We start from the raw sequence: 21,668 nt of genomic DNA on the forward strand, positions 1-21,668 counted from the left end.
GCACGATGCGTCAGGAATGTAAGACGGCACTATTTTATTATCAGGTTACCTTAAGGTTACTTTTGTATTGAGTGTTGACTTCGGTCTGTTTGCGGTCATAATTTTTATATAAACGCACAGAGGTACGATGAATGTTTGTGTTTAACTTCAAGGAATTTGAATGCCCGTTCAACTGCTTTGCCGAAATCATAAAAGGCAAGTGGAGGACAGGTATAATTCTCAGTCTCAGCGGCAGCCCTAAAAGGTTTTCAGAGCTAAAGAAAGAGCTTGCCGGAGTAAGCTCGAAGGTTCTGGCGGATAATCTCAGGGCGTTGGAGAGCGGCGGGCTGCTCAGCCGTACGGTTTTCCCAACCGTTCCGCCCGCGGTGGAATATTCACTCACGGAGCAGGGACAGGAACTTTCAGGAATCATGGACAGCATAAACAACTGGGCGGGTATTTTTCTGAATAAAGGAGAAGCCGTTACTTATACGGAATAATCGGAGGCTAAGCCATCCTCTCATTTAATAACATCAAACTGCACGTCCTGTCAGTTTGATGTACACGCTCGCGGCGGGGTGAACCCGCCTTCGCTTCGCACGGCGCAGTCCCTGTCCTTGGGACTGTTTTGCGTCATTGCGAACCCTGAAAGGATGAAGCAATCTCTCTGTATATTTTAGAGACTGCCACGTTGCTGCGCTCCTCGCAGTGACATAAACTGTTGTCATTAAACCGCGCAGCCCTGTCAGTTTGATGTACACGCTCGCGACTGTTTTGCGTCATTGCGAACCCTGAAAGGGTGAAGCAATCTCAGCTTTGTGCAATGCCAAGCCTGAAAGGTCAGGGGAGCTTCCGCTCCCCCCTCATTTTACAGCTTAAACTTTGTTATAAGCTCCTGCAAATCAGCAGCCAGACGGCTAAGCTGCTCGACTGCGTCTGCAGATTCGGAAGCGGCGACAGAGTTATCCTTAGTAACACTGGATATGTTCTCAATACTTCTGGTCATCATATCCATAGCGCTTGCCTGTTCATCTGTCGCACGGGCAATAAGCGTTACCTCGCCGGAAACGTTTTCGACCTCACTCAGGGTCTTATCAAGGGATTCCGTGGCTTCCTCGGCTTTTTCCTTGCCGATTTCGACCTTTTCCACCCCTTCACGCATTCCCGCGACTGCGCCGCCGGTATCTGCCTGAATGTGCTGTATCATTTCAGCTATCTGTTTGGTAGCAGTGGTTGTTTTTTCTGCCAGCTTGCGCACTTCATCAGCAACAACAGCAAAGCCGCGCCCGTGCTCCCCTGCTCTGGCTGCTTCTATTGCGGCATTAAGGGCAAGAAGGTTGGTCTGGTCGGCTATTTCGTCAATAACCTGAATTATAAGCCCTATCTGCTCGCTGGATTTGCCCAGTTCCCGCACTGTGGCTTCGGTCTGGATAACAGCCTCGGCTATTTTCTCCATCATTACCTTGGTCTGGCGGACTATCTTATGGCTGTCCTCAACGGAATGTCTGGCGTTCTCTGCGCTTACAGCAACGTTTTTCGCATTCTGAGAAACTTCAATAACGGTTGCGTTAACCTCTTCCACTGCGGAAGCTGTGGCTGCGGCCTCCTCTGCCTGAGCGACTGCTCCCTGAGCTATGTGCTCTGAGGTGCTGGAAAGCTCTGCGGAGGTTGAAGCCAGATTGTTGACCGACTCTATCACTGTTTCAAGCACATTCCGGACGGAGGCGCTCATTTTATCAAGAGAGGAGTAAACCTCGCCTATTTCATCATTACGTGTGTTTGCGGACATCAGCCTGAAATCACCGGCAGCAATTGTGGCAAGACGCTTGTTGACCTCTTTGAGCGGCAGGAAAATAAGCAGCCTGTTCACCATTATGACCAGAATAATGAGTATGCCTATTACAACAAGCAGTGCGAGATAATTGCGGAAAGCATCCATCCTTGCGCCGTCGATTATCGGCGAGAGAGGTATCATGATCTCAAAAGCTCCGTGAATCTCCCCTGCGCGCCAGTTTTCCATCTTTACGCCTGTGGGGTCAAGCCCCTGATCATTGCCCCAGAGTTCCATTGATGTGGCCGGATCTCCGTGACAGATCTCACATTCCTTGGTAAGGCGCACTGCCTTGTAATAGCGGATTATGTCCTGATCTTTGTCTATTATGTAATGTTCCGGCGTGCTGCCCGTCCCTTTATCCAGACGGGTAAGCATATCCAGAACTTCCAAATCAGTTTTATCGGGTTCGTTAACGGAATTTCGGGGGGAAACCTTGGGGACCTTCATCTTAACGCCTATTTCATCCGCTTTGGCCTTAAGAACATTCATGGCCACAGAAATAGGCACTGTATGGAGGAACTTGTCCACGCTGCTCCGTGCAGCTTCATAGTCATAAACACCGGCTCTTCCGGCATCAGCTATCGCCTCTCTCACTGCTTCGGCTTCAAGCACCAGAGCTCTCGCTTTTGAGACCTCAAAGTTGATCCAGTCATTTTTCTGTTTGATGTAGCTTCCGTAGAAAAGCGCGCTCATTCCGAAGAATACAATCAGAAAAATAATAATTGACAGTTTCTGGCTGATTTTCATCAATAACTTCCTTCAGGGCAGTGATAACAAAACCCTGTAATCCGGGCATTCTATCCCTATCAGGATATAAATACAATAATTATCCTTTTAAGAAGCCCGCGTTTTGCTGCGCACTCATAATGATATGCGCAGTAAAACACATCACTGATTAATATATCGGCAGTATTTCAATATTTTTTATGCCTTAACTTACTTTTTCTTCTTTATATGCTTTTCAGTGAAAGAGAAACCACACACTCAACATGGTGTGTTCCGGGGAACATATCCATGATTGTAAAATCTTTTATGCTGTACAAGTCCTGAAGCTTGGCTATGTCCCTCGCCAAAGTTGTCGGGTTGCATGAAACATATGTGACTGTTGCGGGCTTTTTATCCTTTATGAAATAGATTACGCTTTTCTCAAGCCCCGTGCGCGGGGGATCGGCAAGGAGGTGATCAAACCTGCCCTTGGAGGTTTTGAGGAACTTGGTAACATCCCCGGCAACCCATCTCACGTTAGCAAGCTCAAGTTTCTGTCCGAGCCTGACAGCCTCCTTGGATATTTCAACTGCCGTCACGGAGCGGAACTTTTCAGCAAGACTGAGAGTGAAAAAGCCGCTGCCGCAGTAAAGCTCAAGGGCATTCACACCGGAAGCGCTGTCGGTGGCTTTTTTCTGGAGATCCCCCATGAGGAACCTGTTGCTCTGGAGGAAGCTGTCGCCCCCTATGAGCATAGAACCCGCAGGGGTGTCCATCTCGATAGATTCTTCACCGATTATAAAGTCTTTGCCGGAAACTCCGTCAAAACTCACAAATTTCACATCGTCCGAATCCAGCCCCTTCACTGAGGCAAGGCATTCCCCTTTTCCGTTTTCAACAGCGTAGAGTTCATATATCTCATCTGCTGCGTTTGCCTCCGCAAACCCGCGGCATTTAGCCACAAGAGTTTCGCTGACCAGCGGACAGTCCCCCACTTCGATAAAATCACGGCTTTTGAAGCCGTAAAAACCGAGCTTTCCGCTCTTAACCTTGAAGGTCACTCTGTTTCTGTAGCGAAGCTGCTCACCGGAAACCACTTCCGAAGGCACGCTGCATTTTATATTTCTGAAAGCCTGACGGACTATCCTTGCCTTTATCTCTTTCTGTGCTTCATAATCTATGTGCCCGAAGGAGCAACCGCCGCATACGCCTATGTGCGGACAGTATTTCTCACCTCTTTTGGCTGAAGGGGTCACAACCTCCACCAGATTGGCGTAAATAAAGTTTTTTTTGTCTTCGGTCATCTCGGCAATGACTTTGTCACCCTCTACCGTAAACGGTATGAAGGCTGTCCTTCCGTCTGTGAAGGTTCCTATGCCGTAACCGCCGTATGCCGTGTCTCTTATCTCTGTTTCAAAGCGCACCTGTTATTCTCCTCATCTCTTCTGTATATTCGCCGTTAATTCTCATAATAAGGGGCGGCTCAGTGATTAGCTCCGCCTTTCCGTCTCTTCTGAACTCTATCAATGCTGTCCTCGCCACAGTCTGCCCGTCCGGGTGGACAAGGCGCATCCTCTTAGGCTCAAGTCTGTTCTTCCGTGCTGTCACAAAAACATCAGCCAGAAGGTCGCTGTCTATGCAGACAGACAGGCTCCCGCCGGATTTCAGAAAGCTTTTGCAGAACCCGAACAGATCGTCCAGACTCATTGTCCCGTTAAACCTTGCCGTCCTTTCTGTGAGTGTCGGGGGAATTTTGCCGGAGCTCTCTTTTCTGTAAGGAGGGTTGCAGACTGCCGCATCATAATGGAACTCCGGCCTGTAGCTGCGCAGATCCCCCAAAACAGGCCTGACTACCCCTTCCAGAGCGTTTTTCTCCACTGTTTCACACAGGCAGGAGAACATATTTTCCTGAAGCTCAAGGGCATCTATATCCGTGTAGCCTTTAACTTTAGCAAGAAGCGCAGCAATAACGCCGCTGCCGCTGCCTATGTCTATGGTTTTTGATTTTGCGGACGGACGCACGAAATCTGCCAGCATGACCGCATCCACAGAGAAGCGGAAGCCCTCTTCCGGCTGGCATATGACAATGTCCCTGCGGACTATGGAATCGTAGGTTTTGTTCATTGACGTATACTAGTGCAAATCCCCCATTGTTGAAATATCTTTTACACAAAAAAACGCAGAATACATTATTATCTTTCACTGTACAAGGCAGCATAATAAAGCTTAAAATACTGAACACCCGTAAGACTGAAATTCAGGCAAAATGTTTGACTGCTAATAAAAATACTGTGCGGAAAAAAACCGATGAAAATATTAAAAACAGCAGACAGCCGTATGATCTCGAACATCGGATTTTCTCTGATGTTTTCATTTACGCTGTCCTTTCTTTTTGAGGGGCAGGTATTCTACGGTCTTGCCGGACAATTCGGCTCCGACCCGGAAAAATACATTTTTTCGGGTATTCTGGCACAGTTTGCCGGTCTTTTTTCCTGCGGCTTTTTTGTGAGGAATCTGAAACAGGCAAGCAGAACCGCCACAGCAGGGATGGCTGTCTGCCTGCTTACAGCCGTTCCGTTCTTCTTTGAACCCTCTGTTTTGTGGTCTGTATGTTTCACAGCCGCTAACTACGCCTCCGGCTGCGCACTGGCATCATGGGGCTATTTTCTTATGATTTTCACTCCGAAAAACCAACGTATAAAATCATGCGCGGATCTTCTTATCTTCTCAAATATACTTATGATAATCGTGAATATAACAACAGAGCACACATCTCCCTCTGCGGGGCTTGCTCTGGCACTGCTATTTCTGGCAGCGGGCTTGACCGTTATCCTTAATCTGAATCCCGCACATTTCACTCCTGAGACAGAAACGGTAAAAAGAAAAGAAACGGTCAGAACTAAAAAACCTATGATAATGCTGTATCTTTTTATTTTCATCATAACGATTAACTCAGGCCTGATGTATCAGGTTGTCAATCCTGCCTTTGCCCATCTCTCGGAACTGGCAAGCCTTTACTGGTCGATACCCTATATCATCGCTCTGACTGTTATGCGCAGCTTCTACTCAAAGATGAAGCGCTCCGTTGTTTTATATACAGGCATGGCTACACTTGGAGCCTCCTTTATCTGCTTTATACTGCTCGGCAGAAATGCTGCCGACTATCTGATTGTCAACACCCTTATGCTTGGTGCTTTCGGTATTTTTGACCTGTTTTGGTGGAGCATTATAGGAGAGATACTTGATTACACTGACAACCCTGCCAAAACCTTCGGTATCGGGCTTTCTGCCAATGTTCTTGGGATTCTTCTGGGCAGAACAATCGGCATGACAGTGACTTCCGCCCGCCTTTCTGATGCGGAAATAGTTGTAATTGCCCTGTCTGTCGTGTGTGTCACCCTCGCTCTTCTGCCGCCTCTGAACCGCATGCTTGTTGCCCTGATTAAGAAACATGTCTACCTGTCTGATGAGGAAAGCATGGCTGATTATGAATACAAACCCGCCACAGGACAAAGCCGTGTAACAGAACCGCTGACAAGCCGTGAGACAGAGGTTCTGCGGCTTATTCTCACAGGCAAATCCAACAAAGCCATAGCGGATGAACTGTTTATCAGTGAGAGCACAGTAAAAACCCACACCCGGAACATCTTCTCCAAATACAATGTTAACAGCAGATCTGAGCTGTTCAGCATTCTTCTCAACAATAGAACAAATATTTAGCCATTATCCATCAAACCCTTCCCTGATAAGCCTTCTAATACTTTAGGACGAGACAGTTCTTTTGCATTTTCATCCTTTCGGTCGATGTTTTTTCTCCCTGAATTTTCTAAAATATAATAGTCAGTTAAAATATCGGAGGGAATAGAAATGAGAAGACTTTTATCGGTTTTTGCGGTGATTCTGCTAGCTGCTCTCTTTACAGGCTGCAACGGCAGTTCAGGCAGTAAGCAGCCAGCGGAGCACCCTTACAAAGGTTATTACACAGGTGTATATTCAAGCCCGTCAGTTTCCGGTTTATGGGAATTTACCGTTAACAATGAGGGTAAAATTTCCGGCATTGCAGAAGATCACAATAACTCCTACGCCCTGACAGGCAGTGTTGACAGTTCGGGCAACGCCGAAGTCGAAGGAGTCACGGCTTTTTCATCCTTGAGAGACACAGGGGATATTTCTTTCAGCCTGAACCTTAGCTCAGGGACAATAACAGGTACATGGAACAGCGGAGGAAGCTCCGGCTCCCTTGTGGGGCTGAATAAGACAGAAACACGCCCGGCAGGCAACTCAGCTCCGGTAATAAGCGGCACTCCACAGACCGGAGTTACCTCAGGCACTGCATACAGCTTCACTCCAATATCCTTTGATGCCGATGATGACACACTTACCTTCCGCATATCGAACAAGCCTTCGTGGGCGGAATTTGATAATACAACAGGAACCCTCAGCGGAACACCGCAGACTGCGGCGGAACACAGCAGCATAATAATAACTGTATTTGACGGTAAAGGAGGTTATGCCTATCTGCCGCATTTCAGTATAACGGTCAATCCCGCTAATACTGCTCCGGAAATATCAGGAACGCCGCAGACCGCCATAACTGCCGGTTCCGCATACAGTTTCACACCCACGGCCAATGATGCGGATCATGACACCCTCACTTTCAGTGTTAACATTACTCTCCCCGCATGGCTGAGTTTCAGCACATCCACCGGAGCACTCACGGGAACTCCTTCAAACAGTGATGAAGGAACGATCAGCAACATAATTATAAGCGTATCTGACGGGCACGGCGGTTCTGACTCACTTGCCGCTTTCAGCATAACCGTTAACCGCCTGAACACAGCTCCCACAATAAGCGGTACGCCTGCCGCAACGGTAACTGTCGGTTCAGCCTACAGTTTTATACCAACCGCAAGTGATGCCGATGCGGGAGACACCCTGACTTTCAGTGTTAACATTACGCTTCCCGCATGGCTGAGTCTGGACAACTCCACAGGTATACTTTCAGGCACGCCGACCTCCGGAGACACAGGCACTGTAAGCAACATAATTATCACAGTATCAGACAACCACGGGGCAACCGACTCACTCGCTGCTTTCAGCATAACGGTTGAGCCCATTCCCGTGTTTACCGTTAAACAGACAGGTCAGACAGCAACCTACGCAGATTATGACGATGGTTGGTACAGCGCAGGAGCAGCTCCGGACTACACCAGAGCAAACAATGTAGTAACAGATCATGCAACAGGGTTTATGTGGCAGGATGATACGGATGCATGGGACAACGCAGCCAGAAAAACACTGCCGGACGCAGTGAGCTACTGCGATAACCTCACTCTTGGAGGCTATGACGACTGGAGAGTGCCCAGCTTCCGCGAGCTTGAGTCAATAGTCGACTACGGAAGAAATGAACATACAATCGATCCGATCTTTCAGAATATTGCTCCTAATGATTACTGGCTCACATCCTCATATCTGTCATCAACAGCTTCATCAGCCAGTGCAGGCGATCAGCATATCTTACTCTTCACAAGCGGTCAGCAATTCTCATACATGAACAACGGGGCTTACTTTGTCCGCTGCGTGAGGGGTGCTGAGCTGCAAAGCAGTTTCACCAGAAGCAACGATGATATTGTAACTGACCATGCAGCAGGTCTGATGTGGCAGGATAACAGTGAAGCGGCAACAACTCATCAGGTCTGGGAGAATGCCATTAACTACTGCGAAGCCCTCACACTAGGAAGCTACAGCGACTGGAGGCTGCCTAATATCAGAGAACTGCAAACAATAATTGATTTCAACACATACAATCCATCTATTTACTCTGTTTTTCAGAATAAGGCCCCATACACATACTGGTCATCAACCGGACAAACAGCTTCTAATGAGCAAGGAGCCTGGAAAATTTCATTTTATAACGGATTAGCAGACGTAAGCTTCAACACAGACGGCTTCTATGTCCGCTGCGTACATGACATGATTGAGTAAACAGATAAGCGCCGCACCTCTCACAGGGTGCGGCACTTTTTTTGAAACCTGTAAACACCATATAAAGATTTCCGCACAGTGAGCAATATCATGCAAGATTCCTCATAAAAATATGCTATACATATTCGCATGAAGCAGAAAGAGATCAGAAATATAACATATGACACCGATCTGAATATTGAAGCCTATAACTTTCAGGGAATTATGCAGAAATTCCCGAACCACTTCCATGACTATTACGTGATCGGCTTCATAAGCGAAGGCAAACGGCGGATGCTGTGCAATAACTGCTCCTACATCATAAGTGAAGGAGATCTGATTCTTCTGAACCCCAAGGACAATCACGCCTGCGAACAGATCAATGATGAACCCCTTAATTACAAATGCATTAATATTCTGCCGGAAGTCATGCAAAAATGTGTCTCAGAAATTACCGGCAGTGAGCGGCTTCCGGTATTCGATGAACCGATGGTCTGCCGCAGTGCTCTTACGCCCAAGCTTGCGGAACTTCACATGATGATTATGAACGGAGAAAATGATCTTATAAAGGAAGAGACCTTCCTCCTTTTCATTGCACGGCTCATTGAAGAGTACGCAGTGAAGGCATCAGCTGCCGCAAATATTCACCGAAGCAAAGCCTCAAAGCTTGTTTGCGACTACCTTGAAGAAAATTATTCAAGGAACATCAGCCTCGATGAACTCAGCAGGCTCGCAGGAATGAGCAAATTCCATCTGCTGCGGTCATTCACCAGACAAAACGGCATATCCCCCTACGGCTATCTCAGCACCGTAAGAATCGATAAATCAAAGAAAATGCTTAAAGAAGGGCTCTCTCTGGTAGACACAGCCCTTGAGACAGGTTTCAGTGATCAGAGTCATTTTTCTAACGTTTTCAAAAAATTCACAGGGCTTACACCCGGTCAGTACATGAAAACATTTTCAACTGGTGAGTAGAGAAAAACAGGCAGCATTGATGAATGTAAGATATTGCTGGACAGAGATTTTATAAAAAAGGGGCGGTGTTTGCCGCCCCTTTCTCTATTACTTATATTTTTCAGCAATCTGAATCTTGGTGAGCTCGACTTTAAGTCTCGCTTCCATGTTTCTGAAGTTCTGCGCATCCTGCTGACGCTCGTTTTTCAGAGCACTTTCAGCCTGAAGCTTGCGTTCGATGGCTTCCTGAAGGTTAATTTCACGGCCAAGCTCAGCGGCATCGGCGAGAACAATAACCTTGTCGGAGCTGATCTCGATGAGACCGCCTCCTTCAATAGCGACATATTCGTTTTTGCCGCCTTTCCTGTACGTCATTTCGCCAACACGCAGAGCGGAGAGAAGCGGAGTGTGACCGGGCAGAACGCCGAGGTCGCCCTCAACACCCGGAACAATAACTTCTTCCACGTCTTCGCTGAGAAGCAGACGCTCAGGAGTAACCAGCTCAAGCCTTATCATATCAGCCATGATTATGCACCCTTCTTAAGTTTCTCCGCCTTCTCGTAAACCTCGTCAAGGTTTCCTACAAGGTAGAAAGCCTGCTCAGGAAGATCGTCGCAGTCGCCCGCGAGTATCTTTTTAAAGCTTTCGATAGTCTCGTTAAGCGGAACATATTTGCCCGCAAGACCGGTGAACTGCTCGGCAACATGGAAAGGCTGAGAAAGGAATCTCTGAATCTTCCTTGCCCTTGCAACCGTGAGTTTATCCTGCTCTGTAAGCTCTTCCATACCGAGGATCGCGATGATGTCCTGAAGCTCTTTATATCTCTGAAGAACAGCCTGAACAGCCCTTGCTGTTTGGTAGTGCTCTTCACCCACTATGTTGGGGTCAAGAATCCTTGATGTTGAGTCAAGGGGGTCAACCGCGGGGTAGATACCAAGTTCCGCAATCTGACGTGAAAGAACCGTAGTCGCGTCGAGGTGTGCGAAAGTAGTAGCGGGAGCAGGGTCAGTAAGGTCATCCGCAGGAACGTAAACCGCCTGAACAGATGTGATTGAACCCTTTTTGGTAGAGGTAATCCTCTCCTGAAGCTCACCCATCTCCGTACCGAGTGTAGGCTGGTAGCCCACCGCAGAAGGCATACGTCCGAGAAGTGCGGACACTTCTGAACCCGCCTGAGAGAAACGGAAAATGTTGTCAACAAAGAGAAGAACATCCTGTCCCTGTACATCACGGAAGTATTCCGCGATTGTAAGACCGGTAAGCGCAACTCTCATCCTTGCTCCGGGGGGCTCGTTCATCTGGCCGTACACCAGGGCAACTTTATCGATAACGCCGGATTCCATCATCTCAGCGTAAAGGTCGTTACCTTCCCTTGTTCTTTCACCGACTCCGGCGAAAACAGAGTAACCGCCGTGCTGTTTTGCGATGTTGTTGATAAGCTCCATGATGAGAACCGTTTTACCAACGCCCGCACCGCCGAAAAGGCCGGTTTTACCGCCTTTTGTATAGGGTTCAAGGAGGTCGATAACTTTAATTCCCGTTTCAAGAATCTCGTAGTTTGTGTCCTGCTCATCCATTGTGGGAGCGGGTCTGTGGATAGGCCAGTAGTCGTCAGCGACCACAGGTCCTTTTTCGTCAACGGGCTGTCCCGTAACGTTAAGGATACGTCCAAGCGCGCCTTTGCCTACCGGAGCGGCTATTGCTTTTCCGGTGTCAACCACGTCAGTGCCTCTCATAAGGCCTTCTGTGGATGTCATGGCAACACTGCGGACAGTGTCTTCTCCGAGGTGCTGTTCAACCTCGCAGACGATCACTCTTCCGTTTTTATCGGTAATCTCGATGGCGTTGTAGATGTGAGGAAGGTTGCCGGGGGCAAACTTCACGTCCACAACAGGGCCGATTACCTGAACAATTTTACCAACATTATTTGCCATTGTTGATTCACCCCAATATATCGATAGTTCGTAAAAACTTACATCCTGTAGTTTTTTTCAGCAAGCTCGGAACAGAAACCGCTGGAACCTAAGCTGCGGTTTTCTCACTCGCAGTCAGCGGAGCAAAGCTCCTTGCTGCTCTCGCTTCACTGGAACCTTGCAGAATGCTCTGCTCCGGTTCGTTCCGCGGGCACATCAGTGTGCCTTGGAAGGAAGCCTGCTCTTTCTTATATCTGTACCTTGTTAGCCGTTGAGAGCCTCAGCACCGTTTAGGATGTCAAGAATCTCCTGTTTTGCCGGCACAAAAACAACGTCCTGTGTTTTTGTGCTACACGCTCGCGCCGTGGTAAACACGGCTTCGCTGCGCACGGCGAAGGTACATCCTGTACCTTGTTAGCCGTTGAGAGCCTCAGCACCGTTTACGATGTCAAGAATCTCATTGGTGATTGAAGCCTGACGCACTTTATTGTAAGTGAGCGTCAGTTTGCCGATCATGTCGGATGCGTTTCTGGATGCGTTGTCCATAGCCATCATCCTTGCACCGTGCTCACCCGCTGTGGATTCAAGCAGAGCCTGAAAAATCTTGTAGCGGATGTATCTGGGCATAAGTTCGTTCAGAAGCATTTCGGGTTTAGGCTCGTAGATATATTCCACAAGCTGCTCGCCTGTCTCCTCAACTTTCAGCGGAAGAAGTTTTTCCGTAACCGGTGTCTGCGATGCTGTTGATCTGAACTCGTTATAGAGTACGTAAACATCGCTTATACCGTTATTAAGGAACTGCTCCACAACAACATCGGCTATGCCGACAGCGTCACTGAAAAGAACCTTGCCTGCGAAATCGGCATATTTCTCAATTATTTCAAAGTCTCTCTTTCTGAAAAACTCGTAAGCTTTCTTGCCTATGCAGACAAGCTTAACCTTTTTACCGGGGTGCTCGGAAGCAAACCGGGAAACGGCTTTCAGAATGTTGTTGTTGAAAGCGCCGCAAAGCCCTCTGTCGCTGGTTACGACTATAAGGCCTATGGTATCCGTGTTTTCATTACCTGCGAGAAACGGGTGAAGCTCAGGATTGGCTCTCTGAGCCACATCGTGAACCATCTCCGTAATCTTGCGGGCAAAGGGTCTGGCGGCTGCCATAGCGTCCTGCGCGCGGCGCATCTTCGCAGCGGAAACCATTTTCATGGCTTTCGTAATTTTCTGCGTGTTCTTTACAGATGCAATTTTGCGTTTTATATCACTGGTTCCGGCCATCTAAAAGCTCCTTAGCCAGCGGCGAACATCTTTTTAAATTCTTCGACAGCGCCTTTAAGTTTATCTGTAAGCTCGTTTGAGAGAGCTTTTTCTGTTCTTATGCTGTTAAGTATGTCGCCTTTGCTGTTTTTGAGGAAAGAAACAAATTCTTTCTCAAATTTGCCGAGAGCGGCAGTGGGTACATCATCAAGCAGACCGTTAACACCGCAGAAGATGACTGCCACCTGCTCCTCAACGGGAACGGGTACATACTGAGCCTGTTTGAGGATTTCAACAAGCTTCTCACCTCTTTTAAGCTGTGCCTGAGTAGCCGCATCAAGGTCAGAACCGAACTGTGCGAAAGCAGCAAGTTCACGGAACTGTGCAAGGTCAAGCCTGAGACGGCCTGCAACCTGTTTCATAGCCTTAATCTGTGCGGAACCGCCAACCCTTGAAACTGAGAGACCAACGTTAACCGCAGGTCTGATACCTGAGTAGAACAGGTTTGTTTCAAGGTAGATCTGTCCGTCCGTAATTGAAATAACGTTGGTGGGAATGTACGCCGAAACGTCGCCCGCCTGAGTTTCAATTATGGGAAGAGCCGTAAGAGAGCCTGCGCCTTTTTCCTTGCTGAATTTTGCCGCCCTTTCAAGAAGTCTTGAGTGAAGGTAGAAAACGTCGCCGGGGTAAGCCTCACGTCCGGGAGGACGTCTCAGAAGAAGTGACATCTGTCTGTAGGCTGTTGCCTGTTTGGAAAGGTCATCATATATAAGAAGCGCATGTTCGCCTCTGTCTCTGAAATATTCGCCCATTGTTGTTCCCGCAAGAGGTGCGATGAACTGAAGGGGAGCGGGGTCTGAAGCTGTCGCAGCCACAACTATGGTGTAATCCATAGCGCCGTGTTTCTCAAGAGTGTCAACCACCCTTGCAACTGTGGAGCGTTTCTGACCTATAGCCACGTAAACGCATATAACGTTCTGGCCTTTCTGGTTGATTATAGTATCGATAGCGACTGCTGTTTTACCTGTCTGACGGTCGCCGATGATAAGTTCCCTCTGTCCGCGTCCGATGGGGATCATTGCATCGATTGCTTTGATACCTGTCTGGAGGGGTTCGTGAACTGACTGTCTGTCAACGATACCGGGAGCGATTTTCTCGATAACGTCCGTCTCGGTTGTTTCGATGGGACCTTTACCGTCAATGGGCTGTCCGAGGGGGTTAACAACCCTGCCTACAAGCGCTCTGCCCACGGGAACAGATGCGATCTGTCCTGTACGTTTTACTGTATCCCCTTCACGGATGTGTGCGTACTCACCCATGATAACGATACCGACATTGTCTTCCTCAAGGTTGAAAACAATACCGTATACTCCGCCGGGAAACTCAACAAGCTCTCCGGCCATAGCCTTATCAAGACCGTAAACTTTTGCGATACCGTCACCGGCGGTGATTACAGTACCGACCTCCTGCATTTCTACTTTCTGGTCAAAGTTTTTAATCTGGTCTCTAATGATCTGGCTTATCTCTTCAGCTTTGATCTGCATCAGCCAAACTCCTTAAATTATTGATCTTGTATTCTTACGAGATCAGACGATCTCTGATTTTATTAATCTGCCCCCGGATGCTGGCATCGTAAAGCGTGCTGCCCACTTTTGCCACTACACCGCCGAGGATGCTTTTATCTACGGTAACAACCGCAGTAATTTTTTTGCCTGTGATTTTGCTGAGGGCTTCCTCAAGGCTTTTCACAGCGTCTCCGCTGAGTTCCGTAGCCGAGGTAACCTCTGCCACTGCTTCGCCTTTTTCTTCCATAGCAAGTGTTTTAAGATAACCTGAGATTTCATCAAGAAGCTCAAGCCTGTTTTTCATGGCAAGCATAACAAGGAAGGAGGAGGTGAATCCGTCCAGCATTCCTTTATCATTAAGGCTTCTGATTACAGTCGCTTTGTCTTCCTTGGAGATAACGGGATTTTTGACAAAAACGCCGAAGTCCTTAGAATCGCCAGCGAGTGCGGCAACCGCGTCCAGCTTCTCAATAACGGAAGAGAGGCTGCCTGCTGATCTGGCTTCTTCATAAAGGGCTGAGGCGTAACGTCTTGCTGCTACCTGTGTTCTCACCTGATCACCCCTAATTTCTTTATGTAATTGCCGAGGATCTCGTTCTGCTTCTCAGCGGTCAGTTCCTGACCGAGCTTAGCCTGAGCAGCATTAAGAGCGGCTGCGACCGCCTGTTTTTTAAGCTCTTCGGAGGCCTTTTTGTAATCAGCCTGAATCCTGCTTTCTGCGAGACGGCCAAGCTTTTCGATCTGCTTTTCAGCATCTTCGATTATAGCCTTTTTCTCGTTTTCGGCTGCTTCAAGTGCTCTCTGCTTCATGGTTTCAAGATCTTTCTCGAAGCCTTTCATCTTCAGCTTGTAGCTTTCGATCTCCGTTTTGGCGGTATCGTTGGCTTCCTTAGCTGTCTGAATGGACTTCTCAATCTCTTTTGATCTCTTGTCAAGAAACTCAAGGATAGGCTTTTTAAGAAGCTTAAAGAGAATGATAACGAAAAGAACAAAAACAAGCACCCTGTAGCCGAAGTTTTTGAGCATAGCGCCCATGTCTACGGTTCCGTGTCCGTCACCGGCTGCGAAAGCGCTGAGTGAAACTGCCGCGAGGATCAATGTAAAAATGATTTTCTTCACTGTCATTCCCCCTACGCAGACTTAAGAATTTTCTGAACTATCAGATCGGAGAGTTCGCCGACCATTGAGTCCATGTTTTTAGCTGCGGCTTCTTTTTCGCTTTCAAGCTTAAGCAGCGCCGCCTCAACCTTTGCGTCTACCTCTGCTTTGGCCTGAGCAACCTTCGCTGCTGCATCCTTAGAGGCTTCCTCTCTGATTTTTCTCTGGTACTCAGCCATTTCAGCTCTCATGGCATCCATCTTCTCTGCGTAGCTTTTTCTTCCCGCCTCAACCTCAGCGCGGAGCCCTTCCGCTTCATCCGTGAGGGATTTAATGCGGGAGTCTCTGGACTGGATAGTTTTGAGCGTCGGGTCAAGAATCAGTTTTTTGCTGATGAAGATAATGAGAAGAAACTGAATGATCTGAATAACGATTGTAAAGTCAACGTATACCATTAATGACCTCTGCTTGATTAAGACTGCTGCATTCCTGTGCTGTTTTGACCGAAAATACAAAACGACCGTAAAAACGGCAGTCCTTTAACGATAAACCCCAGGGGTATCAAAACCTACACATGCCTGTCATTAAAATAACCGGTCACAACTGGTTAAAGTTTGGCTAAAACCTTTGTGTGAAGCGGAATGCAATACATTCAGGACTGTATACAGTGTACAGTCAGGAAGGAAGTTATCAAAACTTGTTTCCCTTGTCAATACAATTTATTACGCATTAATACAGCGTTCTGAGCGCATTTTCCGGGCAGGTTTTCCACCTGCCGCTTTGTGCTATGCTTTTACACTTTTTAGCAGGTTAAATCAAGCAGACAGTTTTTTCGTTCATGAAATCAGCTTTATTAATATATCATTCTGCATTATAATAAATCATTATTACATATGGGTGGAAGATGGCTGACAAAACCATTGAATATTATTCTGAAAGTTTGAGTCCTATAATCAGAGACATCCTCAAACAGATGTCAGAAAAAAAGATAAACCTTACAGACAAAACGCTTAACGATGCTCTCATCGCCAACGAAAACTTCAACAAACTGTTTCAGTCCACATGCAGACCGGTTTATAAAATATCCATTACCAACAGAATGCTCCCCTACATAGACACACTCAAAGGATATGTGAGCGACAGGGAGCTCTCAGAAGTTTTTGCGATGATTAATAATGAAACAGACATTGAAGACATCACCGATGCTTTTCTGGGCTCAATCGCAAGACAGATTATAAAAAATGACAAACGGCTCTCCACCCTTACCGAATTTGTCGAGTCTCTATTCAAAAAGGTACTCTCAACACAGGATAAAATGTCAGATAACCTTGAGGACAACATCCGCTTTGTTGAAGAGGATATAAATCAGGACAAAGAGCTCATGAGCAATGCAGAGGAGATCGAACAGATTCTCCGGGAGGAGGGAATTGTTTTCCCCGGCAAACCCTTCACCAAGTTCATGGAAGCCTTTGACTCCAAACTCGCAGGAAAGAAAGACAAACTGGAAAGCATGACCGAGAGCTATTCAAAAATAGAGAGCGAACTCACCGAGTACAAGAAAGAGGTCGCCCAGCTTAATGAAAACATCCGCAAATACAGGCAGGAAACCATAACAGACCACCTCACAGGCCTGAATAACCGCAAATACATGGACATCAAGCTGGCAGAAGAGATAGTCCGCTTCGGAAGGCACGGTCAGCCGTTCTGTATTCTGCTGCTGGATATAGACAACTTCAAAAGAATAAACGATGTGTACGGCCACATAGTGGGCGATCAGGTAATAAAGCATCTGGGCGGCGTGGTTAAGACACACATACGCAAGTCCGACTTCTCGTTCAGGTACGGCGGAGAGGAGTTTCTGGTGCTTCTTCTTAACACAGACATTGAAAACGCTGTCCGCATAGCAGAACAGATACGCAGCAAGGTGGAAACAACAAACTTTACCCTGAAGGACAAGACATTCGTAATTACCGTGACTATAGGTGTTGCTCAGTATATGCAGGGAGAAAGCGTTGAATCGTTTCTGGAGAGGGCAGACAAGAACCTCTATAACGGTAAGCGGTTCGGCAAAAACAGAGTGGTGGGCTAAAGCGCCCTACTTTATCTCAAACCCGTCATAGGAGCAGATTGTGGCGGGGAATACCTTCTTCGCCTCTTCGAACATGGCATCAAGCTCGGCATCTTTATAATCGGGGTTATGATGGTAGAGCACAAGATTTTTAATATCTGCCTTCTTCGCAAATTCAGCACCTTTAATATAAGTTGAGTGCCCCCAGCCCTTTTTGGCAGTGCCGTCCCTTTTCCCTTCGTAGTCCTCAGGCGTGTATGTTGTGTCAAAGACCAGATAGTCGCAGCCGCAGCCGAACTCAATGAGAAAATCATCCCTCTCCGTTCCGTGCTCAAAGTCGGTGGCGAAAAGGGTAGTTATATTTCCGTCCTTAATCTTATACATCAGCGCGCCGTCAGGATGGTTCCCTTCCGCGGCGAAAACAGTAATATCGCCGAAGACAAAATGCTGCCCCCCTCTTATGAGGTTGAAGCGGATGTTTGATTTAAGCATTGTTCTGGGAATGGGAAAAAAGGGCGGATTAAAAAGTACTTTAAGAAAATCTTTTGAAGTAAGCGTGCTCTTATCCTCAAGGTAGAGAAAAATATGTTTTCCGGGAGTGTAAAACGGCCTGAAAAGCGGCAGCCCGCATATGTGATCCCAGTGAAGGTGTGTGAGAAATATATGGTATTCCTCGAAGCTCCCCATGTTGTTAAGGTTATATATGCCTGTTCCGCCGTCCAGAACTATGCACTTTTTCTCATCAACGGGTATCATGAGGCAGGCGGTATTTCCGCCGTATTTGGAAAATTCAGCTCCGGAGACTGATATTGTCCCTCTGGTTCCGAGAAAGCGAATCATTAGAACCTCTTAACAAGTTCAACCCTGTTTCCGACATCATTATAAACAACATCGTCAAAATACATTCTTGTTATAAGAATACCACGTCCGTGCAGTTTGAAAAGTCCTTCCTGCATGGTCGGGTCGGGAATGTCATCAACCTTGAATCCGCTCCCCTGATCTTCAATAGAGATTCTTACCTCTGAGTTGTTAATAATGTAAGTGAAAGTTACCTTTTTACCCTTGTATTTTTCGTCCTTAAGCCTTTCTTCAATCAGAGTGTAATAGGTTCCGTTCTCGGTGGCTTCCAGCTTCTGATCGCCTGAGATGCAGAGATTTCCGTGTTCGATCGCGTTGGTGATCATTTCCGCAAGTCCGATGCGGATTTTCTCAAGGGAGTTAAAATCAAGAAAATATATGAATTCCTTGGTGAGAAGATAAACTATGCGCTCAACACTGAAAATATCGTTCGCCACATGAAATGTTTTTGCTATGGAAACCGGACGCACCGATGAAATACTGTTTTCCATATTTCCGTTATGGCAGACAGCATCAACGAGATAACGGAGCTGAACATGGTCAAACCCGGTATCCACTGTAAGGATGCATTCCGAAAGCTCGCCTCTTTTACCGATGAAACAGAGCGGAACATCCTCTCGAAAACCCTTTACCGTATCGAAACAATCCGTTATGAATACAATAACGGAGATGTCCAGCTCGCATTTCTCCTCCTTATAATTAATAAGGGTGAAGCGCTCAGCCGAACAGAAATCCGACAGACGTTCTAAGAAACTGTTATCATTGATAAAACAGGCTATTTTCTTCATGTAGGGATTATAGCACAGTTTTTTTAAAAATAAATACAATAATACTTACAAAGCATAACGGAGTATGCCTTGATAGAAGCTTCAATTTTCAGGGATTACGATGTCAGAGGCACTGTGCCGGACAAACTTTCATACGATGCGGCGGCGTTGGTGGCAAACGCATTCGCGTTAAAACTGTTCAGAGAAAAAGGGCGCAGATGCAAAGTTGCCGTGGGCAGGGATGTGCGCCCGTCCTCCCTTGAGCTTTTCAGACGCACGGTTCAGGGGCTTACCGATGCAGGCGCAGATGTTCTTGATGCCGGAGTATGCCCCTCCCCTGTAATTTACTTCACCTCAAAAACCACAGATGCGGACGGTTATATAATGATAACCGGAAGCCACAACCCGCCGGAATACAACGGAATGAAGTTCGGCAGTGACAAAAAAGTTTATCACTCCCACCTGATTCAGGAAATATACCGCAGCATACTTGAGCGCGGATATATTGAGGCAAAGGAAAAAGGTACGCTCACTTCAAGGAATATGACGGATGAGTATATAAAATGGAGCCTTGAGCACTTTGCCGGGCTCAGGGAAAAAATAAGCCGCCTTGCCAGGAGACCGAAAGTTGTAATCGACTGCGGAAACGGCGTTGCCTCGAATATAGCGCCGCTGCTTTTTGAATCTCTCGGAGCAGAGGTGATACCCCTGTTCTGCGAGGAGGACGGCACGTTCCCGAACCATCACCCCGACCCCACTGTGGACAAAAACCTCAGTGATGCCATAGCGGCTGTCAGGGCTCACGGAGCCGATTTTGCCGCAGCTTATGACGGCGATGCGGACAGGATAATCGCAGTGACAAACTCAGGACATATAATCAGGGGAGACATGCTGCTGGCTGTTTTCGCACAGGATCTATGCAGGAGAGAGAAGAACCCTGTGGTAATAGGCGATGTGAAGGCCTCGAAGGCGCTTTATGACATGCTGGAAGACTGCGGCGCACAGGCGGTTATGTGGAAGGCGGGGCATTCCATGATAAAGGACAGAATGCTTGAACTGAATGCCCCTCTTGCGGGGGAAACAAGTGCGCATATATTCTTCAATGACCGCTTCTTCGGGTTTGATGACGGCATATACGCATCACTGCGTTTCTTCGAAATATACGCGGACAGGCTGCTCTCAGGCGAAATCGAAAATGCGGACGGGCTTATTAAAAATTTTCCGGAATACATAAATACGCCGGAAATCAGGCTTGATTTCCCGGATTCTGAAAAATTTTCTTTTGTTGAAAAAGTCAAAAGAGAATTTGAGTCTATGAGCAAAACAACAGATTTAATCAGAGACATCAACGGAATAGACGGTGTGAGAATCACTTTCGATAAAGGCTGGGCATTATTGCGCGCAAGCAACACTCAGCCTGCCGTGGTTTTACGCTTTGAAGCTCTGGACAAAGAAACCATGGAGGGATATATTCTCCTACTGGAAAAAGTAACAGGAATGAAAATTGTTCTACCGGATTAATACAAAACAGATTGCAGTCGGCAGTGTCAGGATAGGCGGCGGCGCACCGGTATCAGTGCAGTCCATGACCAACACTGACACCAGAGACACGGAAGCCACAATAGAACAGATTAAGCGTCTGGAGGAAGCCGGATGCGAGATAATACGCGTTGCTGTTGTGGATGCCGAGGCTGCGGCGGCTATCAAGACAATAAAAAATAATATAAACATACCCATCATAGCGGATATTCACTTCGACCACAGGCTGGCCATAGCAAGCTTTGAAAGCGGAGCAGACTGCATAAGAATAAACCCCGGCAACATAGGCGGGGAGGACAAATGCATAAAAGTGATTCAGGCGGCTAAGGCCAACGGAAAATCGATCCGCATCGGAGTGAACTCAGGATCAATTGAAAAAGAGATCAGAAAGCAGTACGGTGTGAGCGCGGAGGCCATAGTGCGTTCCGCTGCGGAGCATGTGCGGCTGTTCGAAAAACATTCCTTTACCGATTTTAAGGTTTCCCTCAAGGCAAGCAGTGTAAATCTGTCTGTGGCGGCATATACCCGCTTTGCGGAAGAATTTCCCTACCCCCTGCATGTGGGCATTACTGAGGCCGGAACAATTTTCACCGGAACGGTGAAGTCCTCGGCAGGCATAGGTGCAGTACTCTCCCGCGGCATAGGGGACACCATAAGGGTTTCTCTCACCGGAGATCCGGTTCAGGAAGTGCGCGTGGCATGGGAAATACTCAAATCCCTCGAACTCAGACAAAGGGGGGTGCAGGTTATCTCGTGCCCCACATGCGGCAGAGCCGAGATCGATCTCATAAAACTTGCGGAAGAAACGGAAAAAGCTCTCTCTGCATTCACAACTCCCCTGCATATTGCCGTTATGGGCTGTCCGGTCAACGGTCCGGGTGAGGCAAGAGAGGCTGACTACGGCATAGCCGGAGGCAGAGGACAGGGTCTGCTCTTTAAGAAAGGGGAGATCGTGAAAAAAACGGAAGAAAAAAATCTTTTATCCGAACTTCTTAGCATTTTAAAGGAAGACGGTGTAAAATAGTCTGTTGAGAGCCGTTATCTCAACACGGCTATTGAGAGAAAGCTGTGTGCATTTTACCGAGTGAGCCTTGCCATTTATTTGACATCCACTCCCTTGTCTTTGCTTTTCCTCATAAAAATAGTTATATATAATGGCATTGTTACAATCCA

General features: G+C 47.4%; 19 protein-coding genes. 7 read left to right on the forward strand and 12 right to left on the reverse strand.

Annotation, left to right across the window (positions count from 1 at the left end; all coding sequences use genetic code 11):
- Window positions 1-131 precede the first annotated feature (131 nt).
- Complete coding sequence (locus OSQ85_RS03240) at window positions 132-479, forward strand: winged helix-turn-helix transcriptional regulator (protein ID WP_265821261.1); 348 nt, start codon at window positions 132-134, stop codon at window positions 477-479.
- Window positions 480-847: 368 nt separating this feature from the next.
- On the opposite strand, the gene OSQ85_RS03245 is transcribed toward OSQ85_RS03240, so the two are convergent.
- The 3 genes from OSQ85_RS03245 to OSQ85_RS03255 all read right to left on the reverse strand — a co-directional run bounded on the left by OSQ85_RS03245 (window position 848) and on the right by OSQ85_RS03255 (window position 4,642).
- Window positions 848-2,560, reverse strand: a complete 1,713-nt coding sequence (locus tag OSQ85_RS03245) for a methyl-accepting chemotaxis protein (RefSeq protein ID WP_265821262.1) — start codon at window positions 2,558-2,560, stop codon at window positions 848-850.
- A gap of 203 nt (window positions 2,561-2,763) precedes the next feature.
- Window positions 2,764-3,942, reverse strand: coding sequence for a class I SAM-dependent RNA methyltransferase (locus OSQ85_RS03250; RefSeq protein WP_265821264.1), 1,179 nt, complete (start codon window positions 3,940-3,942; stop codon window positions 2,764-2,766).
- Window positions 3,932-4,642, reverse strand: a complete 711-nt coding sequence (locus OSQ85_RS03255; protein WP_265821265.1) for a tRNA1(Val) (adenine(37)-N6)-methyltransferase — start codon at window positions 4,640-4,642, stop codon at window positions 3,932-3,934. Before OSQ85_RS03255 ends, OSQ85_RS03250 begins: the two co-directional genes overlap by 11 nt.
- A gap of 183 nt (window positions 4,643-4,825) precedes the next feature.
- Between OSQ85_RS03255 and OSQ85_RS03260 the strand changes: the two genes are divergently transcribed.
- The 3 genes from OSQ85_RS03260 (at window position 4,826) to OSQ85_RS03270 (ending at window position 9,457) form a co-directional block, all read left to right on the forward strand.
- A complete protein-coding gene (locus OSQ85_RS03260) occupies window positions 4,826-6,238 on the forward strand; it encodes a response regulator transcription factor (protein WP_265821266.1) in 1,413 nt (470 codons plus the stop codon).
- Between the two features lie 147 nt (window positions 6,239-6,385).
- Window positions 6,386-8,503 (forward strand): Lcl C-terminal domain-containing protein, encoded by a 2,118-nt coding sequence (locus tag OSQ85_RS03265; protein WP_265821267.1) that lies wholly within the window; start codon window positions 6,386-6,388, stop codon window positions 8,501-8,503.
- Window positions 8,504-8,632: 129 nt separating this feature from the next.
- Window positions 8,633-9,457, forward strand: coding sequence for an AraC family transcriptional regulator (locus OSQ85_RS03270; protein WP_265821268.1), 825 nt, complete (start codon window positions 8,633-8,635; stop codon window positions 9,455-9,457).
- 87 nt (window positions 9,458-9,544) lie between these two features.
- Here OSQ85_RS03270 and OSQ85_RS03275 read toward each other — a convergent pair whose 3' ends face one another.
- The 7 genes from OSQ85_RS03275 to OSQ85_RS03305 form a co-directional block, all read right to left on the reverse strand.
- Window positions 9,545-9,961, reverse strand: coding sequence for a F0F1 ATP synthase subunit epsilon (locus tag OSQ85_RS03275; RefSeq protein ID WP_265821270.1), 417 nt, complete (start codon window positions 9,959-9,961; stop codon window positions 9,545-9,547).
- A gap of 2 nt (window positions 9,962-9,963) precedes the next feature.
- Window positions 9,964-11,370 carry a F0F1 ATP synthase subunit beta gene (gene atpD, locus OSQ85_RS03280; RefSeq protein ID WP_265821271.1) on the reverse strand — a complete coding sequence of 469 codons (1,407 nt, stop codon included), beginning with the start codon at window positions 11,368-11,370 and terminating at the stop codon, window positions 9,964-9,966.
- Window positions 11,371-11,763: 393 nt separating this feature from the next.
- Window positions 11,764-12,621, reverse strand: a complete 858-nt coding sequence (gene atpG, locus OSQ85_RS03285) for an ATP synthase F1 subunit gamma (RefSeq protein ID WP_265821273.1) — start codon at window positions 12,619-12,621, stop codon at window positions 11,764-11,766.
- 11 nt (window positions 12,622-12,632) lie between these two features.
- Window positions 12,633-14,144, reverse strand: coding sequence for a F0F1 ATP synthase subunit alpha (gene atpA / locus OSQ85_RS03290; RefSeq protein ID WP_265821275.1), 1,512 nt, complete (start codon window positions 14,142-14,144; stop codon window positions 12,633-12,635).
- Between the two features lie 34 nt (window positions 14,145-14,178).
- Entirely contained in the window at window positions 14,179-14,718 is a 540-nt protein-coding gene (gene atpH / locus OSQ85_RS03295; protein ID WP_265821276.1) for an ATP synthase F1 subunit delta, read from the reverse strand.
- Window positions 14,715-15,284, reverse strand: a complete 570-nt coding sequence (locus OSQ85_RS03300; RefSeq protein WP_265821278.1) for an ATP synthase F0 subunit B — start codon at window positions 15,282-15,284, stop codon at window positions 14,715-14,717. The genes atpH and OSQ85_RS03300 overlap by 4 nt, the downstream gene beginning before the upstream one ends.
- A gap of 11 nt (window positions 15,285-15,295) precedes the next feature.
- Entirely contained in the window at window positions 15,296-15,718 is a 423-nt protein-coding gene (locus OSQ85_RS03305) for a F0F1 ATP synthase subunit B family protein (protein WP_265821279.1), read from the reverse strand.
- A 518-nt stretch (window positions 15,719-16,236) separates the two neighbouring features.
- Here OSQ85_RS03305 and OSQ85_RS03310 point away from each other — a divergent pair.
- The gene (locus OSQ85_RS03310) at window positions 16,237-17,352 is read left to right on the forward strand and encodes a GGDEF domain-containing protein (RefSeq protein WP_265821280.1); all 1,116 of its coding nucleotides are present in this window, start codon (window positions 16,237-16,239) and stop codon (window positions 17,350-17,352) included.
- Between the two features lie 6 nt (window positions 17,353-17,358).
- Here the strand turns inward: OSQ85_RS03310 and OSQ85_RS03315 are convergent, their stop codons facing one another.
- Both OSQ85_RS03315 and OSQ85_RS03320 read right to left on the reverse strand, forming a co-directional pair.
- Window positions 17,359-18,171, reverse strand: a complete 813-nt coding sequence (locus tag OSQ85_RS03315) for an MBL fold metallo-hydrolase (RefSeq protein ID WP_265821282.1) — start codon at window positions 18,169-18,171, stop codon at window positions 17,359-17,361.
- Window positions 18,171-18,977 (reverse strand): ATP-binding protein, encoded by an 807-nt coding sequence (locus OSQ85_RS03320; RefSeq protein WP_265821284.1) that lies wholly within the window; start codon window positions 18,975-18,977, stop codon window positions 18,171-18,173. Before OSQ85_RS03320 ends, OSQ85_RS03315 begins: the two co-directional genes overlap by 1 nt.
- 69 nt (window positions 18,978-19,046) lie before the next feature.
- Here OSQ85_RS03320 and OSQ85_RS03325 point away from each other — a divergent pair, with 69 nt between their 5' ends.
- Window positions 19,047-20,477 carry a phosphomannomutase/phosphoglucomutase gene (locus OSQ85_RS03325; protein ID WP_265821286.1) on the forward strand — a complete coding sequence of 477 codons (1,431 nt, stop codon included), beginning with the start codon at window positions 19,047-19,049 and terminating at the stop codon, window positions 20,475-20,477.
- The gene (ispG, locus tag OSQ85_RS03330; RefSeq protein WP_265821287.1) at window positions 20,461-21,519 is read left to right on the forward strand and encodes a flavodoxin-dependent (E)-4-hydroxy-3-methylbut-2-enyl-diphosphate synthase; all 1,059 of its coding nucleotides are present in this window, start codon (window positions 20,461-20,463) and stop codon (window positions 21,517-21,519) included. The genes OSQ85_RS03325 and ispG overlap by 17 nt, the downstream gene beginning before the upstream one ends.
- The last annotated feature ends 149 nt before the right edge of the window (window positions 21,520-21,668 follow it).

Source organism: Geovibrio ferrireducens, assembly GCF_026226615.1.
GTDB classification, from domain to species: domain Bacteria; phylum Chrysiogenota; class Deferribacteres; order Deferribacterales; family Geovibrionaceae; genus Geovibrio; species Geovibrio ferrireducens.

Excerpts from the sequence above, each read along its gene's own strand:
- OSQ85_RS03240 (WP_265821261.1), top strand. The coding sequence starts at position 132 with ATGTTTGTGTTTAACTTCAAGGAATTTGAATGCCCGTTCAACTGCTTT.
- OSQ85_RS03245 (WP_265821262.1), bottom strand. The coding sequence starts at position 2,560 with ATGAAAATCAGCCAGAAACTGTCAATTATTATTTTTCTGATTGTATTC.
- OSQ85_RS03255 (WP_265821265.1), bottom strand. The coding sequence starts at position 4,642 with ATGAACAAAACCTACGATTCCATAGTCCGCAGGGACATTGTCATATGC.
- OSQ85_RS03260 (WP_265821266.1), top strand. The coding sequence starts at position 4,826 with ATGAAAATATTAAAAACAGCAGACAGCCGTATGATCTCGAACATCGGA.
- OSQ85_RS03265 (WP_265821267.1), top strand. The coding sequence starts at position 6,386 with ATGAGAAGACTTTTATCGGTTTTTGCGGTGATTCTGCTAGCTGCTCTC.
- OSQ85_RS03270 (WP_265821268.1), top strand. The coding sequence starts at position 8,633 with ATGAAGCAGAAAGAGATCAGAAATATAACATATGACACCGATCTGAAT.
- OSQ85_RS03275 (WP_265821270.1), bottom strand. The coding sequence starts at position 9,961 with ATGGCTGATATGATAAGGCTTGAGCTGGTTACTCCTGAGCGTCTGCTT.
- atpD (WP_265821271.1), bottom strand. The coding sequence starts at position 11,370 with ATGGCAAATAATGTTGGTAAAATTGTTCAGGTAATCGGCCCTGTTGTG.
- atpG (WP_265821273.1), bottom strand. The coding sequence starts at position 12,621 with ATGGCCGGAACCAGTGATATAAAACGCAAAATTGCATCTGTAAAGAAC.
- atpA (WP_265821275.1), bottom strand. The coding sequence starts at position 14,144 with ATGCAGATCAAAGCTGAAGAGATAAGCCAGATCATTAGAGACCAGATT.
- OSQ85_RS03305 (WP_265821279.1), bottom strand. The coding sequence starts at position 15,718 with ATGGTATACGTTGACTTTACAATCGTTATTCAGATCATTCAGTTTCTT.
- OSQ85_RS03310 (WP_265821280.1), top strand. The coding sequence starts at position 16,237 with ATGTCAGAAAAAAAGATAAACCTTACAGACAAAACGCTTAACGATGCT.
- OSQ85_RS03315 (WP_265821282.1), bottom strand. The coding sequence starts at position 18,171 with ATGATTCGCTTTCTCGGAACCAGAGGGACAATATCAGTCTCCGGAGCT.
- OSQ85_RS03320 (WP_265821284.1), bottom strand. The coding sequence starts at position 18,977 with ATGAAGAAAATAGCCTGTTTTATCAATGATAACAGTTTCTTAGAACGT.